The 17406-nt window shown below is 34.5% G+C and carries 13 protein-coding genes; 8 read left to right on the top strand and 5 right to left on the bottom strand.

The annotated features are described in order from the left end of the window. Window positions 1-2: 2 nt before the first annotated feature. The 4 genes from EA365_09650 to EA365_09635 all read left to right on the top strand — a co-directional run bounded on the left by EA365_09650 (window position 3) and on the right by EA365_09635 (window position 3662). Complete coding sequence (locus EA365_09650; protein ID TVQ44654.1) at window positions 3-878, top strand: class I SAM-dependent methyltransferase; 876 nt, start codon at window positions 3-5, stop codon at window positions 876-878. Between the two features lie 396 nt (window positions 879-1274). Beyond that, entirely contained in the window at window positions 1275-1688 is a 414-nt protein-coding gene (locus EA365_09645; protein TVQ44653.1) for a hypothetical protein, read from the top strand. Window position 1689: 1 nt separating this feature from the next. Beyond that, a complete protein-coding gene (locus EA365_09640) occupies window positions 1690-2490 on the top strand; it encodes a ChbG/HpnK family deacetylase (protein TVQ44652.1) in 801 nt (266 codons plus the stop codon). Next, window positions 2487-3662, top strand: coding sequence for a glycosyltransferase (locus EA365_09635; protein ID TVQ44651.1), 1176 nt, complete (start codon window positions 2487-2489; stop codon window positions 3660-3662). The genes EA365_09640 and EA365_09635 overlap by 4 nt, the downstream gene beginning before the upstream one ends. A gap of 265 nt (window positions 3663-3927) precedes the next feature. On the opposite strand, the gene EA365_09630 is transcribed toward EA365_09635, so the two are convergent. After that, on the bottom strand, window positions 3928-4776 hold the full coding sequence (locus EA365_09630; protein TVQ44650.1) for a hypothetical protein: 849 nt from the start codon (window positions 4774-4776) through the stop codon (window positions 3928-3930). Window positions 4777-5035: 259 nt separating this feature from the next. Here EA365_09630 and EA365_09625 point away from each other — a divergent pair, with 259 nt between their 5' ends. The 4 genes from EA365_09625 to EA365_09610 are packed head-to-tail and all read left to right on the top strand — an operon-like array spanning window position 5036 to window position 9714. After that, window positions 5036-5689 (top strand): sigma-70 family RNA polymerase sigma factor, encoded by a 654-nt coding sequence (locus EA365_09625; GenBank protein TVQ44649.1) that lies wholly within the window; start codon window positions 5036-5038, stop codon window positions 5687-5689. Window positions 5690-5695: 6 nt separating this feature from the next. Continuing rightward, window positions 5696-6721, top strand: coding sequence for a DUF1822 family protein (locus EA365_09620; GenBank protein ID TVQ44648.1), 1026 nt, complete (start codon window positions 5696-5698; stop codon window positions 6719-6721). Beyond that, window positions 6684-9008, top strand: a complete 2325-nt coding sequence (locus tag EA365_09615; GenBank protein TVQ44647.1) for a CHASE2 domain-containing protein — start codon at window positions 6684-6686, stop codon at window positions 9006-9008. The genes EA365_09620 and EA365_09615 overlap by 38 nt, the downstream gene beginning before the upstream one ends. Before the next feature lies 1 nt (window position 9009). Beyond that, complete coding sequence (locus EA365_09610; protein ID TVQ44646.1) at window positions 9010-9714, top strand: DUF928 domain-containing protein; 705 nt, start codon at window positions 9010-9012, stop codon at window positions 9712-9714. On the opposite strand, the gene EA365_09605 is transcribed toward EA365_09610, so the two are convergent. Genes EA365_09605 through EA365_09590 form a run of 4 tightly spaced genes read right to left on the bottom strand, consistent with a single transcriptional unit; the run spans window position 9694 to window position 17352 of the window. After that, the gene (locus EA365_09605) at window positions 9694-12180 is read right to left on the bottom strand and encodes a CHAT domain-containing protein (protein TVQ44645.1); all 2487 of its coding nucleotides are present in this window, start codon (window positions 12178-12180) and stop codon (window positions 9694-9696) included. The genes EA365_09610 and EA365_09605 overlap by 21 nt on opposite strands. A 2-nt stretch (window positions 12181-12182) precedes the next feature. Beyond that, window positions 12183-13856 carry a ShlB/FhaC/HecB family hemolysin secretion/activation protein gene (locus EA365_09600; GenBank protein ID TVQ44644.1) on the bottom strand — a complete coding sequence of 558 codons (1674 nt, stop codon included), beginning with the start codon at window positions 13854-13856 and terminating at the stop codon, window positions 12183-12185. Continuing rightward, window positions 13835-16576, bottom strand: coding sequence for a filamentous hemagglutinin N-terminal domain-containing protein (locus EA365_09595; protein ID TVQ44643.1), 2742 nt, complete (start codon window positions 16574-16576; stop codon window positions 13835-13837). Before EA365_09595 ends, EA365_09600 begins: the two co-directional genes overlap by 22 nt. Beyond that, window positions 16573-17352 (bottom strand): hypothetical protein, encoded by a 780-nt coding sequence (locus tag EA365_09590; protein ID TVQ44642.1) that lies wholly within the window; start codon window positions 17350-17352, stop codon window positions 16573-16575. The genes EA365_09595 and EA365_09590 overlap by 4 nt, the downstream gene beginning before the upstream one ends. Window positions 17353-17406 lie beyond the last annotated feature (54 nt).

The raw sequence follows: 17406 nt of genomic DNA, 5'->3' as shown, positions 1-17406 counted from the left end.
TGATGAGTGATTATTTAGAGTGTAAAATATGTTTGTTTAAAACGGATAGCCAACAGGTTACTAAACATAAAATCCGTTCTAATGTCAGAAAATTTCGCGACCAAGAATTCACGGTTTGGCGTTGTCCGAATTGCCAATCACTACACTGTCAAGAAATGGTTGATTTAGACGAATTCTATGTTGATTATCTCATGGCAAAGCAAAAGTCAGACAATTTTACTCGACGTATTCATCAAAAACGTTTGAGTGATCTAATTAAAGTAGGTTTAAAACCAACAGATAAAATTCTGGATTATGGATGTAGCAAAGGCTTATTTATCTCTTTCTTACAAGCCAAAGGTTATGTGAATGTATTTGGGTATGATGCTTATGTAGAAGAATATGCAGATACAAGTATTTTAAATGAAAAATACGATTTAATCATCTGTCAAGATGTAATTGAACATTTTGAAGATCCTCGGTCTTGTTTTACTCAATTAGTAAATTGTCTATCAGAAAAGGGTATTTTAGTCCTTGGTACTCCTAATGCTACAGAAATTAATCTAGATAAAGCAGAATATTTTTTACCACAACTACATCAACCTTATCATAGACATATTTTCTCAGAACAAGCTTTAATAAATATGGCGGCAAGTTATCAACTCAAACCCATTAAACTTTACAGGAGATGGGTAAATGATACTTTATATCCTTTTCTTAATAGCCGTTGTACTTGGACTTATGCACGTTATCTAGAAAATGACATAGACGTATTTTTTGAACCTATTCAAAAGCAAGTATTTTTGAAGCATCCCCAAATTTTATTCTATGCTTTTTTTGGTTATTTATTCCCCCCATTAGCTAATATTACCTTGGTGTTGAAGGTTGAAGCTACTTAGCAATAGGTGTTAAACTTTGTTATTATTGACCTAAAATAAAGGAAAAAATTAATCATGCCACTCGAAGATTATTTCTTATTTTTATCCTGATGTTTTACAACCGACATTCCGCACGTCAAACAGTAGTATAACAAGGAGTCAGGATTGCTGAATCGCTGTAGTCAGAATATTTTTTTAAAAATACATAATTTTTTCCTGTTTTTTCATGAGAAGTACTGAGAAAATTTTCTGAACTCCATATCGATTTCTAAATAAATTAAAGTGTAATAGAATCCCAAAAAGACTTTAAAGCTTTGGTTGCTGAGTTAACAGATTAGGATTAGTATAAAATAAACTAGACTGAACAAGTGGTGTGACACAATGTATAAACTATCACTATTTTTGTGCTTTTCCGCGGTGTTATTAAGTTTGGATGCAGAAAAACCTGCTCTAGCTACGGAAGATAATTCTAATACCCTCGCTAATCAATCTCAAAAAGTTCCTAAATTAGACTTACCTTGTAATCGTAGTGAATGTAAAGGCAACGCTCATCTAGCTAACTATCTCAAAAATGTGGCTAAAACGCGGGAAATTCCCCCTTTAGAGCCAGGATTAGAGAATTTGGAGCGAACACCAGAAGGACACTTGATTTTAGAAATTGACGAGGAGGAAAGCTACGCAGCGATCGAAATGTTTGGCTGTGATTGTATCGTCTCTGTTAACGCTTTACGTCAATTACGGGGTATCCCGATAGGAGTGGAAGGCGATCGCATTTTACCCGGTCCAATGATTAAAACCTGTAATCAACCTCGTGCTCCTCAAATTCCTTAGCATGAGAAAATTAATTATTAATGGGGATGATTTTGGTTACTCAGAGCAAGTCAATCAAGGTATTATCCAAGCTCATGAGAAGGGAATTCTCACTAGTACTAGTTTAATGGTGACTGGAGAGGCTTTTACTCAAGGGGTTGCTTTAGCTAAAACTCATCCTAATTTGGGGGTAGGACTTCATTTAGTGCTAGTTTGCGGTAAATCTGTTTTACCTCCCGAGGTTATTCCTCATTTAGTTAATGATCGGGGTTATTTCTCTGATAATCCTGTTTACGCGGGGTTATGGTATCAATTTAACCTCGCTACTCAAGAGGAGTTACGACAAGAAATTAAAGCACAATTAGATAAATTTTTAGATACTGGTTTAAGCTTAACTCACGTAGATGGTCATCTAAACTTGCATTTACACCCTGTGATTTTAGCTATTCTGGTAGAATTAGCTCAAGAATACCCGATTAAATTTATCCGCTTACCTTCTGAAGAGTTAAGTTTAAGTCTAGGCAAAGCAGGTAATGTGTTGAGACAATTACTGATGTCTCCTATTTTCGCTCTTTTACGTCGTCATGGAGAAAAATTATTAGATAGGCACAAAATTGGCTATACTGATAAGGTTTACGGTTTATTAGCTACTAGTCAAGTTACAGAGGATTATCTTTTAGGGATTATTCCCGAGATTAAAGCTGATTTTGTCGAGATTTATAGTCATCCTACTGTGGATAATTTAGAGAAAATGGCTTTAATTAGTCCTAGAGTTAAAAAACAAATAGAAGATTATGGTTTTAGCTTAACTAATTATCTATGAATTGTTTAATTGGAGTATTGTTAATCTTAACAATTATCTCTTGTTTTTATTATTGTTTTGCTATTTATGCTGCTATTGATTTTTTTAAAAATACTCCACCAACTCAGAAAAAGTTTTTACCTGCTGTTAGTTTATTAACTCCTATTTGTGGATTAGAATGGGAATTAGAAGCTAATTTAATTTCTTTTTGTCAGCAAGAGTATCCCCAATATCAGATAATTTTTTGTTTACAAAACTCCCAGGAATCTTGTTTAGAGTTACTGCATAAAGTTAAAGATAAGTTTGCTCATTTAGATATTCAAATAGTTACTAATCCTCAAGCAATTGGCAACAATTTAAAAATTAATAATTTGGCTAATGCTTTAAATATGGCTAAATATGATATTTTAGTTATTACTGATAGTGATATTCAGGTTAAATCTGATTATTTAGAAGGGATTGTGCAACCTCTAAAAGATGATTCTGTTGGCTTAGTCACTTGTTTATATACTTCTTTAACTAAAGGTTTTTTAGCAGCTTTTGAAGCTTTAGCAATCTCTACTCAATTTCATCCCCGAGTTTTAACAGCTAGAAAAGTGGAGGGAATTAAATACGCTTTTGGCTCTACTATTGTTATCCGCCAAAAAATCTTAGCAGAAATTGGCGGCTTTTTAAGAATAGCTGATTATTTAGCTGATGATTACCAATTGGGTAATTTAGTGGCTAAATTAGGTTATCAAGTGGTTTTATCTAACTATATTGTTGCTCATCGTTTAGCCAATGTGACTTGGGGAGATTTTTTAGCTCGACAAAGTCGCCGGGCAAAATGTATTCGCGTAGAGAGATTTTGGGGCTATTTAGGATTAATTGTGACTCAAGGTACGGTAATTAGTTTAATATTGCTCATAGCTACGGGATTGACTCAATGGGCTGTTTGGTTGTGTTTGCTTACTTGGATGTTGAGATTATTGATGGCTATCATCGTAGGGGTTAAATTCCTTAATGATAGTGTGGCTAAAAAGTATTTAATATTAATACCTATACGAGATATTGTTAGTTTTCTGCTCTGGTGTTATAACTTAGTAGGTAATCAGGTTAACTGGCGAGATTATAAGTTTGAGTTAGCTAAAGGCGGAAAGCTAGTTAAGATTAAACTTCTCGGAGAAGTTGGGAAACAGGGAAATTTAGAATAAGGGATATAGAGTTATTTAGGGCTTGCTGAATAAATCTAAAACTTTGATTTGGTATAGGTTTGAAGTGGTTTTCTCTTCAAAAAAGTGCCAGATTTTCTTATGTATTATGCTAAAAAAAAGTTTATTTATGTTTTTTGATTACTTAAGTAGTATAAACATTTTCTTCCTTTTGCATGAGTGCCTCTTGCCTCTTGCCTATCTCCTCACTCGGATTTATTTTTTTATATATAAAATACTACTTTTTCTTTTCCCTTCTGTTATATTTTTAGCTTTCTTTCAATCCATTTGACATTAATTTTGAAGCTTGGTTATTTTTGTTAGCCAAAAATTTGAAAATTCCTAACATCAATATACCAGCTAAACCACTTATTAAATTAGATTCTGGTACAATCTCTTCTGTTACTTCCTCTATTACTAAGCCGTTAGTTATTGTACAAAAGTCAATATCTCCAGATTCTTCTAAACAATCTTCATCTATCATTTCACCACCTAGATACATATAAGAAGGATTAGTTAAAGTTACATAAAACCCACTTTCTGTTTCTACGTTTAACCAAGGAGATGCTAAAATATCATTATCTAGGATAAAATTAATATTATTAACATAATCATTAGGATTTCCACTTTCAGGTATGCTTCGGCTCAAAAAAACATTGGTGATTCTTTCGTATTCTAGTACACCTTCATTATAAATATTATCCCGAGTATATCTATCTGGTGGATTTGGGGCATCTGGGCTTACGTAAGTTACATTACCTGCATTAGGTTGAAAACTGTATGTGACGACTCCAGTATCAGAATTATAATTAGATAATAGATCAACTCTATCAGCAAAATAACTACCATAAAAAGCTTCTCCTGGAAACAAATAAGGTACTTCAATGAAAACTTCATCCGCGAAAGACAAATAACTTGAACTAATAGCATTTCTAAATAACCCTTGATAGGGTAAAGGATTGCTATCCTCAATACCATAAACAGTAGTAGTGTTAGTAGGGGTAACGCTTCCTCTACTGTATCTTCTTCCTCGTCTAAAACGCGCTTCAGCCGTAGAGGGGATTAGCGAAAAAATTAAACCTATAATTAAACAACTAGCTAGTAATTTTTTGTTCATAATTTTCGGTTGGAAAATACATTTTAAACTTACACATAATCTACTAAATAAGGCTAGTTATTTAACAAAACTTAATTATCAGGAATATTTAATCTCACTTTAACGTTATTAGTATTTAGAGACTTATAAATATAGGGAGAATCGATCATGAATCATCAATTTATTATTTTTTTTGTCTGATGAGGGTAGTTAATTAAGCCTATAATGTATGGTAATTAAATTACTGTCTTCACCCTAGACAGCATCATCAAAACTAGCAATGAAACCTTCTGTTACTGAATTAATATCTCAATATTTACAAGGCGATCGTCTTGCGGGGGATAAACTATTTGATTATCCTGAATACCAGCAAAAATTTAAAGCGATTGTTGCTAAATATACTCGTAGTAATAATCTTAACCAAGAAGATGTAGCCCAAACAGCTAGACTTAAGGTTATTCAAGCTTTAAAAGCAGGAAAATACAACCCAGAGTTAGGAGATTTTTATCATTGGGCACTTACAGTAACCAGATTTGCTATCATTGATTTAATCAGAAAAAGTCATCGCCAAACCAAAGTAATTAGTCTTGATCAAAATATAGCTGGTACAGATATACCTCTAGGAGAAACAGTAGCTGATGATTTTAACTTATTAGATACTCTCGAAAAAGTAGAATTAGTTACTAAAGTCCGAAATATTATTGATGCTTTAGATAAGCGTTACCCCCAAAGAAATTATCAACAAATATTTTTAGCTAAAATAGCGGGTAAAACTCAAAAAGAAATTGCTCATGATTTAAATATAACTCAAAGTGCAATCTCAAAACGATGGCAAGAATTAATTTTACGGATAACAGCAGAAATGCAGATAATACCAGAGGTTATCTCAACGCCAAAAACTAAAAAAGTTAATCGTTCTCAAGTACAATGGTAAACTCAAATGAATATTAATTTTGACTATTTTCTGGATAATCCCTATCTAAATCAACAACCCCAACCTGGAGAAATCTGGGAGATAAGTAAGGATATTTATAACCCAATTCGGGGAACATCTCACTCTTTAAAAACTGCTACTCGCTATCTGATGATCGTAGATAAAATAGATGAACATCTTTATCAGGGAATAGTTATCTCAGAATCTACAGAATTTAGCAGCGATGTTGACTTAATTATTCCTGCAGCAATTACGGGTACATCTCAAGATTTACTGGTGGAAACTTGGCATTTAATCGAGGTATTAGATTGTCATTTAATCTGTAAAGTTGGCAACCGTTTATCTCGTCAAGTATATGATTTATTATTAGATTTATATCTTGAGGAAGTTACTAATAATTCAATGATTGCATCTTTAGGTTTAAGAAAAGGTAATCAAAGTAAAAATCTTAGTTTTTACCAACAAGAAAAAGCCTGGGGAGAGTTAATCAATAGACAAGTACAAGATTATTTAACTTATCAACAAGCTGTTAATCTTACTAATCAAATAGTAGCAGCAACAATTAACAACGAACAAGAGTTAAATAACCTTAATTCCACAGTTACTCTCTTGAGTCAATGGTTAGAAGATAACTTGACGTTAGGATGGCAAAAGTTAACAGATTTAGTCAATACTCAAGAGTATCAATTGAGTTATGCTTTGAGAAGTGAAATCGAGACAACAGCAATTCAGAATTTAAAAACTTTAACTTTTGGAAAGGAGATAATTGCTATAATTATGACAATTCAACCAGAGAATCATAAATTAGCCATAAATCTAGAAATTATTCCCCAAGTCAATCAACGTTACTTACCAGAAAACTTACAGGTAAATATTTTAGATAGCGATGGAGAAATGCTGAAGTCTTTGCAAACTAGAAAGACAGATAACTGTCTGAAGTTACCTAAAATGAAGTTAGCTAAAAATAATGAATTTATTCTAGAAGTAATTCTAGGTGAAACCAAAATTAGCGAAAAATTTAGCTATGATTGAAACTCTTGTTTTAAAATTAGGACAAGGGGATTGGATTACAGGATTCCCCGTAGTAATTGCCCAAATTTTGGACAATAATCATCAGGTAACTACCCAATTGTCAGGTAGTCTCCCTCCTAATCGCAACTTAAAAGAATTATATCAAAAATGGCGATCGCTATACCAATCTTTGGTTAAGTCTCTGAGTTATCGTGGTGGTTTAGAGTTTGAAGAGGAGGAGATTTGTTGTATTTCCGATGAAGATTTAAGAGATTTAAATAAACAATTAAAAAGAGAATTAAATAATTGGTTAGCGATACCAACCTTTACTAAAATTGAATCAGGATTAAGAACTCGTTTAGAAACTAATCAAGAAATTAGGTTTATTTTTGAGGTTAGTCATCGAGAATTACAGCGTTTTCCTTGGCATCTTTGGCATTTTTTTACTGACTATCCTTATACAGAGTTATGTATTAGTGTCAATGAATATGAAAAAACTAATTCACTACTACCTACTCGGAAAAACCTGCGGATTCTTTGTATTTTAGGGAATAGTCATCAAATCAATATTGTCAGAGATAAAGAGATATTAACTAAAATTTTTTCTGAGAATATAGTATTTTTAATTAAACCCAAAAGAAGGGAATTAGAAAAATATTTATGGGATGAAAAGGGTTGGGATATCTTATTTTTTGCTGGTCATGGAGTGATTGATAAACAGGGCGAAGCTAAATTATATATTAATTCTCAAGAAAAAATCGAACTGAGTTATCTACAGTATTCACTTTTAAATGTTGTTAAAAAAGGGTTAAAATTAGCAATTCTTAACTGTTGTAATGGCTTAGATTTTATTGAAGAATTTAGTCAATTAAACATTCCCCAATTAATCGTCATGCGGGAAGTTGTACCGGATTTTATAGCCCAAGAATTTCTCAAAAATTTCTTAACTAATTATGCTAAAGGGGAATCTTTTTACTTAGCGGTGAGAAAAGCCAGAGAGAGATTACAAGGATTAGAGGGAGAATTCCCTGCAGCTAGTTGGTTACCAGTAATTTTTCAAAATCCTACGGAGTTAATGCCATCTTATCGAGAATTGACTCCTAATTCATTCAGAATTAAACCTCGCTATCTTATTCCTATTATTAGCTTAATTACTACTGGGTTATTATTATTCATAAGTTGGCTAGGTTTACTGCAAATTTGGGAATTAAAAGCCTATGATCACTTCTTAACTAAAACCCCAATTGCGGGGATAGATTCTCGAATCTTAGTTATTGCAGCAGATGAACAAGATATTAGTAAAAATGGTTACGGTTATCCCCTAAGCGATCGCACTATTACCAGATTATTAGAGAAAATCATATCTTATCAACCCGCAGCTATTGGTTTAGATATTTTTCGAGATCAACCAATGCCAGCTAATGATCTTGAAGGACACGAATTATTATTAAACACTGTTAACAAATATCCTAATATTATCACTATTTGCGCTGGTGATAATCCTAATAATAATGTTTCTCCACCTGAAGTTACCTCTGGGCAAATAGGCTTTGTTGATTTATACAATGACCAATATCTGACAGGAGATGATCAAGTTCGCAGATATTTATTAACCTCATCTGGTAACCTTTTTGCTAAGAAAATCAGTTGTCAGACTTCCTATTCTTTTGCCTGGTTATTAGCTTATCACTATTTACAACAGCAGGATATTCCCGTAGAAACCGTTAATCTAGATTGGCGATTTGGGAGACAAGTTATTCCGAGGTTATCCCCAAATAGTGGTGGGTATCAGGGTTTAGACGCAGGAGGAAATCAATTCTTAATTCGCTATCGCAATCAGCAACAATTAGCCCCCCAATTTACGATTAGAGACGTCTTGGAAAATCAAGATAGTTTTGACCCACACTGGTTTACCGACAGAATTGTTATCATAGGTATTATTGCTTATAGTGTACCTGATATACATAGTACTCCCTATGGTAAGATGGCGGGTTTGTTGATTCATGGTACGGTAATTAGTCAATTATTAAGTATTGCCCAAGACAATGATCGACGCTTTTTAATTTGGTGGTTACCTTGGTGGGGAGAGATATTGTGGATCGCTACTTGGGTTATGATTACTAGTATAGTGACAGTTTACCTACCTAAGTTGTCCTGGAAAAAAGTAAGCATTATCCTTATTCTAATCACACTATATATATTTAGTTATTTAATCTTTAGGCTAGGAGGTTGGATACCCCTAATTCCAGGAATGCTAGGGGTTATTCTTAGCGGTAGTTTGAGTATTTATCTAACGAGGGAAAAATAAAATGTGGAAAATATATCTATCAACAATCTTAACAATGGCGCTAAATCTTACTTTCCTTAGTCCCATTGTAGCTGAAACTAATTTACCAGAGGCCCCCAATACAGGTAAACCAGAAACAGAAACACAACCAGGAGGGACAAGAACTGGTGATTTAGATTATCATACCTGTAACCCTGATGCTAATCGACATCCTGTCTCTCTTTTGGCTAAAGATGGTCAAGATTTTACTACTTCAGAGTACCCGAGTTTTTGGTTTTATTTTCCTTATACCCAACAACAGGTAGAAAGTGTAGAATTTATCTTGAAAAATCCTCAAGAAGACCAAGTCATCTATCGTACTTTAGTTAGTTTAAGCAATCAACCAGGTATCACAGCAATTCATCTACCTACTCAAACAGAATATTCTCTAGAATTAACCAGGGATTATCTGTGGGAGGTAATTATTTCTTGTTCTGGTAACCAAGGGAATCAGGTTAAACTTGAAGGTTGGATAACTAGGACAATTATCGATAACCCCGAATCCTATCATAGTTATATAGAAGAAGATATCATGTATGATGCGGTGACGAAATTAGCCCAACTATATTATCAGTATCCCGAGAATGAACAGTATCAAACCGATTGGCAAAATTTATTACTTAAGTTGGGACATCAAGATTTAGTAGAAGAAACTTTATGGCTAGAATTAAAGCCAATTACCCAATAGGATAAAACCAGACCAATAATAGGGATGATGATATCTTTGCTGTTGTAACAGGTTGATTTGTGCGTTTCTTAAGGCTTTAGCTTTACTGTATCCTTGATTAATTAATTGATCATAAAATTGTTGCATCAATAGGGAGGTACTCTCGTCACTGACTTCCCAAAGAGAAGCTATAGTACTACGTACACCTACTCTTACTGCTAAACCTGCTAATCCTAGAGTAGCCCTATTATCCCCTACAGCGGTTTGACAAGCGCTTAAAACTAATAATTCTACTGGTTGCAATTGTTTTTGATCGCTACTCAGTAAAGTAGTTAAATCATTGATACCCAAGCGATCGTCCCAAGTCAATAAAAAAGTCTCCTCTAAACGTGAACTAAATCGACCATGAGTGGCTAGATGCACAATAGTATAAGGGTTTTGTTGCATATTTTGGTTAAATTGTCCTTTGGTAAAATCAGCGTTTAATAAGACACTTCCTGTGGTGGTATCTCTGATTCTCGCGATTTCTTGTGCAACACCTGGTAACTCAGAAAATCCTTGACGTTCTTCGGTTAAACCTGCTAATAATAAGAAACGATCTTGTAAGGAAGTCTCTTGGAAGTCTATTAATTCTAGACTAGGGGCGATCGCCACGTTATATTTTTCGATCAGATATTGTTCACCATCAAAAAATACTCCAGGGGGAAGGTTTCTTAATTCTCCATCGAGAATAAAAACTAGAGTATCGAGATGATGGGTTTCTAATTGAGACTCTATGGGTTTGATTAACCAATCATAGGGTTGTCTGAGGAGTTGCGATCGCACTTCACGTTGAGGGTTTTGTAATGCTATATTTAACCAGTTTAGTTGTTTGATAATTTCGCTTTTATCTATAGCTACTTCATAATAACTCAGGGGTTGATTACCGATAGCGAGGATAACTCCTAGACGATTTTCCAGGAAAATAGTATAAATTATGCCAGCATTTGGGTCTAATTCATCGATTTGGACTGGTTGTACATCTAAACAAGCATCCCGAAAGAAGTTATCTAACTCTGCTAATTGTAAAGCTTCAATCACTTCTCTAGCTTGTTTGAGTTGTTGTTGAGTTGCTTCTGGTTGTAGAAGAATATCCACAAATTCGCGATATAATGGTTCTACCTCTTCTCGGAAAGAAAACTGTACATCTGAACTAATGGTTACTAAATCCTGACGCAGAGATTGAAGACTTTTTACCCCTTGACTATAAGCAATGATACTCTGTTCTCTTTGTTGCTGTTGTTGTAAAATTCTCCCTAGTTGCCATTCCCATTGGTAATTTAAATCTGTAGCGTTGATATTTTGGGATAATAATAGGGCATTTTGGGTTAGAGTAAGAGCAGGTGTAAATTGTTGATGTTGTTCATAGAGTAGCCCTAACCTACCCATCCCTTCTGCTTCACCTCTAGTATATCCTAGGGTTTGGGCTAATTTTATAGCTGTGGTCAATTGTGCAATAATCAAATCATTATTTTGTGACTCTGATTGCATTTGCAATAACTCTTCAGCAAAATTAATCCGTAGATGAATCGTTGCTATTTGTTGAGGTAGCTGTTGGATTTTGGCTGCTATTTCGTTAATTAGTGGTTGACTTTTTGCCCATTCTTCTTGTCTAATAGCTAACTGATTAATAGCTGCGCGAATATTCAACTCTAAATTTGGGGCTGACTCTCTAGCTTGTTGATAATATTGCCAAGCTTGATCATAATTATTACTGTGTTGATTAAGTTTACCTAGATTAATAAGATTAAGACTGACTAACTCAGTTAATCCTAATGCTTGGGATAATTCTAAACTCTCTTGTAATTGTATTTCTGCTTCTTGGTATCTACCTATTCGGCGTAAAATATCCCCTAGACTAGCTAATGCTTTAGCTTTTTCTGGAGTTGTTGGATAATTATTTAATTCTGCTGTTAAACCTGTTAAATTCTGATAAGCTTCTCTATATAATCCCAAAGAGGTTAAAGCTTGTACCTGATAGAGTTGATTATTAACCAATCCCATGAGATTATTAGTTTCAGTATAAATCTTAGCTGCTTCTCGCCAAATTGCTAACGCTTCTACATCTTGACCTAGGGATATAGCTAATTGACCTTTGACATCTAATAATTGAGCATAAAGTTGTCTTTGTAACTGTTCATATTGAACAAATTTCAGAAGTGTTTGCCCTTGATTAATAGCTTGACTACCTTGAGAATGATTACCTAATTCCTGTTGAATCAAAGCTAAATTAATTAAGACAATTATTTCTGATTCTGGGGTTAATTTTTGATTTAAAGTAGTTTCGAGGATTAGTTTAGCTTTTTGAAGTTTACCCTCTTGATAGTTCAATCTAGCCAATTCTAAACATTCAGAAGGATTAGAACATAATGCTGTGGTTTCTGAACTAACTAATCCAGGAGAGATGGTCAGAATCAAAATTAACCCAAATAATAATAAGTATTTCATAATCAAAATTTAAGGACTTGATATTGAACACTGAAATAAAGACCATCTTCTTGTAAACTATTACCGAGAGTGGTTAAATTATTTAAAGGAATACCCCAATAAAAATAAGCATTTAAACGATCATAAGCAGTTAAATTAAGTCCTACTCCTACAGAAGCTAAAGTACTAATCGGTAAGGTGAAATCGCTATTATTCCAAACGTGACCTAATTCATAAAAAGAGACTAACTGTAGATTAAAATTAGCTTTAGGAATAGTTACTAGCGAAAACCGCAACTCTAGGGAAACAAACACCCCATTATCCCCTAAAATAGCATTTTCCGGATAACCTCGACCTCGATTAACTCCCCCGAGGGCAAATTGTTCTAAACTAGGTATAGCTGAATCAGCTAATTGAAATTCTACTTTACTAAAAAAACTGATAAAGTTATTAAGATTCCTAAAATATTGTGCTTGACTACGCCATAAAACGAATTGACTACTACCTTCAACACCATCAAGATTAAGAGTATAAGCGTCTGTAGCTAAATTAAACTGGGAAAAGACAGCAAAAATCTGACGTTGGTCTCTAATAAAATATTCTTGGGAGAGTCTAAAGATATTGATATTGGTTTCACTTCTTAAACTGCGATTAATAGTAGGAGGAGAAATAGTTAACTCTGATTTTTCCTTAGCGAGATTAAATCCAATCCCCAACTCTTGGGTAGGAGTTTTAAAAACGGGTTGACGAAAAATAAACTCGTAAGTTCGAGATTGAGAATCAATATTGAGTTGCTGTAAAGGTTCTTGAATTAGTTCAGAATCACTATAATAGAAACGAAACCCAATTAAACCATCAAGAGGATTGATAGGAAACAGATAACTAAAATCTTCGATGACATTACTACCATCGGTGTTATAGTAACGCAAATATAAATTATCTCCAAACCCGAAAAGGTTGCGGTGATTAATAGTTAAGAGACGACGATTAGATCCTACACTAGGAGATTGTTGATTATCTACACCCAAAGCGAGAGAAAAAGCAGGATTTTCTTGTAAATCAATCTTAAGGATACTTAAATGAGGTTGAGATCCTCTGGTCAATTCTGCGGCTAAACTTTCAATCAGAGGATTAATCTGCAATAATTGTAAAGCCCGTAATAAATCAGCTTGATTAAGAGGACCAGAAGTATTGATTGCAATACGATTGCGGATATATTCGGGTTTAAGTCTCTCTAAACCAGTGATGATGATTTCCTCTATTTCTCCTTCTATCACCTCAATGATGAGGATACCATCCTGGAGACTTTGGGGAGGAATAAAAGCCCCAGAAGTCAAATAACCCCTATCCACGTATAATTGAGTAATAGCGGTTTGAATTTCTAAAAGTTCAGTAAAAGAAAGGGGACGATTAGTGTAGGGTTCGAGGATTTCTTCTAAATCTTCGCTAGTAAATACAGTAGTTCCCCTCACCTCGAATTGTTCAATAATAATCTCCAGAGGAATAGTGGGAATTTCTGGGGTTACCTCCCGAGAGGGTGGAGGTAAAATATCTTCTAAAGGTGGTAAAACCTCCACTTCGGGAGTAGGTTGAGGAATAGGAGTAACAGGTCTTGGTATGACTTGAGAATGAATAGGTGTTTGATAAACTAAAACTAATAACCATACTAGAGGATTTATTCTCCAAACATAGAACATAGATAACTATACCTGGTAATATTTTGGCTTAAATGAATAGTTCCATCAGCAGTCATAAACCAACCTTGGATTGATTGTGGAGTAGGTATGGATTCAGTTTCCCTAGGTTTGATTTGGACAGGAGATTTAGGAGTTTCTAGGGATTGCCATGGTACAATTCTCTGTCTAGGGGCGATCGCTTCGTGAGAACTTGGGGGAAAACCACCCCTACCTGTAATAATCAAAGAACTACCCTTAGCGATAATCCCCTCTTCTACGGTACAGGGATTTTGGGCTTTTAACCATTCTATATTGATTACCTCCTCAGACAGTCTAATAATCCCTGCTTCGGGATCAGCTTCAGGGGTAGTAATCGAGACAATCCCATCGATACCAAATTCAGAAGAAGCGTTAATATCACTCAAGGGAGTTAACTGAGGTCTCGGAGTTATCCCTAAAACCCCTAAAGCAGTAATTTGAATATTTCCCCCTCTTCCTAAAGAAGCATTAGCGATAATATCATTGTTTTCTTGAGGAGTAGCGATCAAAAATCCTGTATCTATAGTGATATTCCCTCCGTCTCCCTTTCCTGTTTCTATACCCGCGGTAGCAGTAATTTGACTATTTCTTTCTAGGAAGATGGTATCTGTTACCAACAAAGTTAGGTTACCTCCTTGATTCTGGCTAGTTGCTGCGGAAATTGTCCCCTGACTTAAACTCAGAGAATTAGTACTAATCTCTAAATTACCTCCTTCTCCCTCTCCAGAATTACTAACACTCACTATCCCTTGATTATCTATAAATATTTCTGGACTAATAATTACTATTCCTCCTGCGTTTCCTGTTCCTTGGGATTCGCTGGTGATATTACTATTAATAGGTATTGGGTTAATCTCTCCTGTTGTCCCACTGCGAGTTACCCTCACTCCTTCTGTTGCTTTAATACTGATTGTTCCTCCATCCCCTCTTTCTCTACCTGGTATGACTCCATCAGCTTCCACAAAAGATCCTGCTCGGAGAGAACCTCCTTGAGAGATAATTAAGTTATCTACCTCAATAACTATATTCCCCCCTTGTCCTAAACCAAAGGTATCAGCAGAAATTTTTGCCCCTTCAGTAATTATTAATTCTGGGGTTTTGAGGAAAAGATTCCCTGCGTCTCCAGTAGAGGCTAAAATCTCTCCTCCTTCCCTTAACTCTGATTTTTCTGCTGATGTAAATATCCCACTTTGACCTAGTACTAAATCTGCTTCGGGAGATGTTCCCTCTAGGTGTATAAATTCCGTTGCTGTGATGATCATATCTCCCCCTTGTCCCCGATTTTTGGTACTAGTAGAGATTTGTCCCCCGTTTTGTACTGTTAACCGATTAGTCTGAATCCTTAAATTTCCTCCATCTCCAAAGGATTCTGTTTCTACTTGGGCAAATATTCCTGTAGGTCTTTCCTCTCCCAACTCATTAATATTAAAACCGATTACGTTGATTTCCGTAGCGTTAATCGTTAAATCTCCTGCTTTTCCTATACCCGCAAAGCTAGAAGAAGACAGATTAGCCCCATCCACTAGAGTTAATCTACTAGTATTGATGGTTAAATTACCCGCATTCCCTGTACTATCAGAGGTAGAAGAAATTGCACTAGGCAAGACCTTATCAGGACTATTACCTATAATATCGATAGACTCGACTACATTGATAATGACTGTGATTCCTGGGCGATCGCTATAATTATCGGCTAAAATCTGACTCCCATCGGTTAATGATAATCTTCTTGCTTCTACTCTGATTACTGTATCTTCTCCCGATGCTTGTTCTTCAGTAGTTCCGATAATCCCACTAGGGGTATCATCACCTATATAACCTGAAATCTCAATATTATTAATCCCTTTAACGATAAGATTACCTGCTTTACCTTCATAAGTAGTAGTCCCAATTTGACTGTCTCTAATAGAGATATTTCTAGCTTGGATATTGATATTTCCTGTATTTTCTCCATAACTAAAAACACCTGCGAAGTTAGCGATCGTCACATCGCGAAAACTTTCTACATTCTGATAATCAAGAGTAAAACTTTCTCCCTGGTGAAGGATGTTAACTATACCTTGATTAACGCTTCCTAACTCAATATTTGCTGATTCTGTTTCGATAAAACCTCCTCTAAAGGATATTCTACCTCCCACTAAGGCGATCGTCTGTTGGTTGGGTACTCCTAATCCTATTTCTGATTGATTAATAATCACCCCTTTACTATCTAGAAACCCCAAACCAATTGGTACACTAATGGTTAATAATGGTCTTTCTGTTGGACTAATTTTGGTCTCAAACCTAAACCCATCAGCAAATAATATATTATTAGCGGTAGTCCCTACAAAAGAACCCTTGACATCTAGAGTAGAATTAGGTCCAAAAATAATCCCATTAGTATTTATTAGGTATAAATTAGCTTGTCCTGTTACCCCCAAAGTTCCTAAAATCTGTGAAGGATTATTACCTGTTATTCTACTAAAGATGTTACTAATATTTTCGGGATTAGTAAAATATACCTCTTGTCCTTCTCTAACATTAAATTCTCGGAAACTATGAAATAAGTTTTCTCCTGATCTTTCTCCTCCTTTAATAAGTAATAATCCATTTTCACTTGATATTTCTGTATTTAAACTTCTATCTGGTATGATTTCTGCTTTAACTTGTTGAGTAATTAATAAGTTAAAAATAGTTAAAAATCCTAAAAACATTATTTTCATGACTTTTCTTTTCTTTTTAAAATTTTCAACATAATTAAACCACCTAAACTAGCTAGAACATTTGTTTCGGGTATGACTTCATCATCTACTTCTCTTAATACATTTGCTACGCATAACCCTATGTCTAAACCATCTACAGGAATAAATTCACCCCTAGTTTCTGAACAACCAAACCCACCTAATTCTGGATTAGAAGCCGGTGCAAGATTAAAAGATAAATCAATTAACTCATCAGTTGTTGTTACTATTAAGCTTTCTCTTGGTTCAGAAATTACCGAATCAACCAAGATATTATTATCAATAATAAAATTTATATCATTTAAATAGCGTAATCGCTGGTCGAATGGTATTCCTGAAATATCAACAGAAAAACTGTAAAATTCACTTGGGTTAAACCGAGTTTCTTCAGACGTTCCCTCAGTAAATATATTGCCTGAAAATTCAGCATTAACTCTAAAACTATATGTAACTATATCCTCATTTAAAGAAGATAATAAATCAGCTTGGGGAATATTAAATAAAAAATTTCTTCCTAATGAGTCTCTGGAAGGAAAACTCGTGTCATTATATTGTACATCAGTTATAGCGTTTTCAAATAAATATCTGCCGTCTTCTCTTTCTGAATCTACGGAAAGTAATTCATATTGAAAAATAGGTGATTCTGATCCTCTGTTATAGCGTTTCCCTCTTCTAAATCGTTGTGCTTCTGCATCTTGGGGAATTAGAGAAAAGACCAAACCTGCTATTAAACAACTAGCTATAAATTTTTTATTCATTATTTTAGACCGTAGCCACGTTATTCTTTTAGCATATTTACGGCGATTCGTCAA

The sequence above is a fragment of the Gloeocapsa sp. DLM2.Bin57 genome (genome assembly GCA_007693955.1).
GTDB lineage: Bacteria > Cyanobacteriota > Cyanobacteriia > Cyanobacteriales > Gloeocapsaceae > Gloeocapsa.
Note: the sequence above shows the minus strand (reverse complement) of the source record. Positions and strands in the feature narration are given on the sequence as shown.

Excerpts from the sequence above, each read along its gene's own strand:
- EA365_09650 (TVQ44654.1), top strand. The coding sequence starts at position 3 with ATGAGTGATTATTTAGAGTGTAAAATATGTTTGTTTAAAACGGATAGC.
- EA365_09640 (TVQ44652.1), top strand. The coding sequence starts at position 1,690 with ATGAGAAAATTAATTATTAATGGGGATGATTTTGGTTACTCAGAGCAA.
- EA365_09635 (TVQ44651.1), top strand. The coding sequence starts at position 2,487 with ATGAATTGTTTAATTGGAGTATTGTTAATCTTAACAATTATCTCTTGT.
- EA365_09630 (TVQ44650.1), bottom strand. The coding sequence starts at position 4,776 with ATGAACAAAAAATTACTAGCTAGTTGTTTAATTATAGGTTTAATTTTT.
- EA365_09625 (TVQ44649.1), top strand. The coding sequence starts at position 5,036 with ATGAAACCTTCTGTTACTGAATTAATATCTCAATATTTACAAGGCGAT.
- EA365_09620 (TVQ44648.1), top strand. The coding sequence starts at position 5,696 with ATGAATATTAATTTTGACTATTTTCTGGATAATCCCTATCTAAATCAA.
- EA365_09610 (TVQ44646.1), top strand. The coding sequence starts at position 9,010 with ATGTGGAAAATATATCTATCAACAATCTTAACAATGGCGCTAAATCTT.
- EA365_09605 (TVQ44645.1), bottom strand. The coding sequence starts at position 12,180 with ATGAAATACTTATTATTATTTGGGTTAATTTTGATTCTGACCATCTCT.
- EA365_09600 (TVQ44644.1), bottom strand. The coding sequence starts at position 13,856 with ATGTTCTATGTTTGGAGAATAAATCCTCTAGTATGGTTATTAGTTTTA.
- EA365_09595 (TVQ44643.1), bottom strand. The coding sequence starts at position 16,576 with ATGAAAATAATGTTTTTAGGATTTTTAACTATTTTTAACTTATTAATT.
- EA365_09590 (TVQ44642.1), bottom strand. The coding sequence starts at position 17,352 with ATGAATAAAAAATTTATAGCTAGTTGTTTAATAGCAGGTTTGGTCTTT.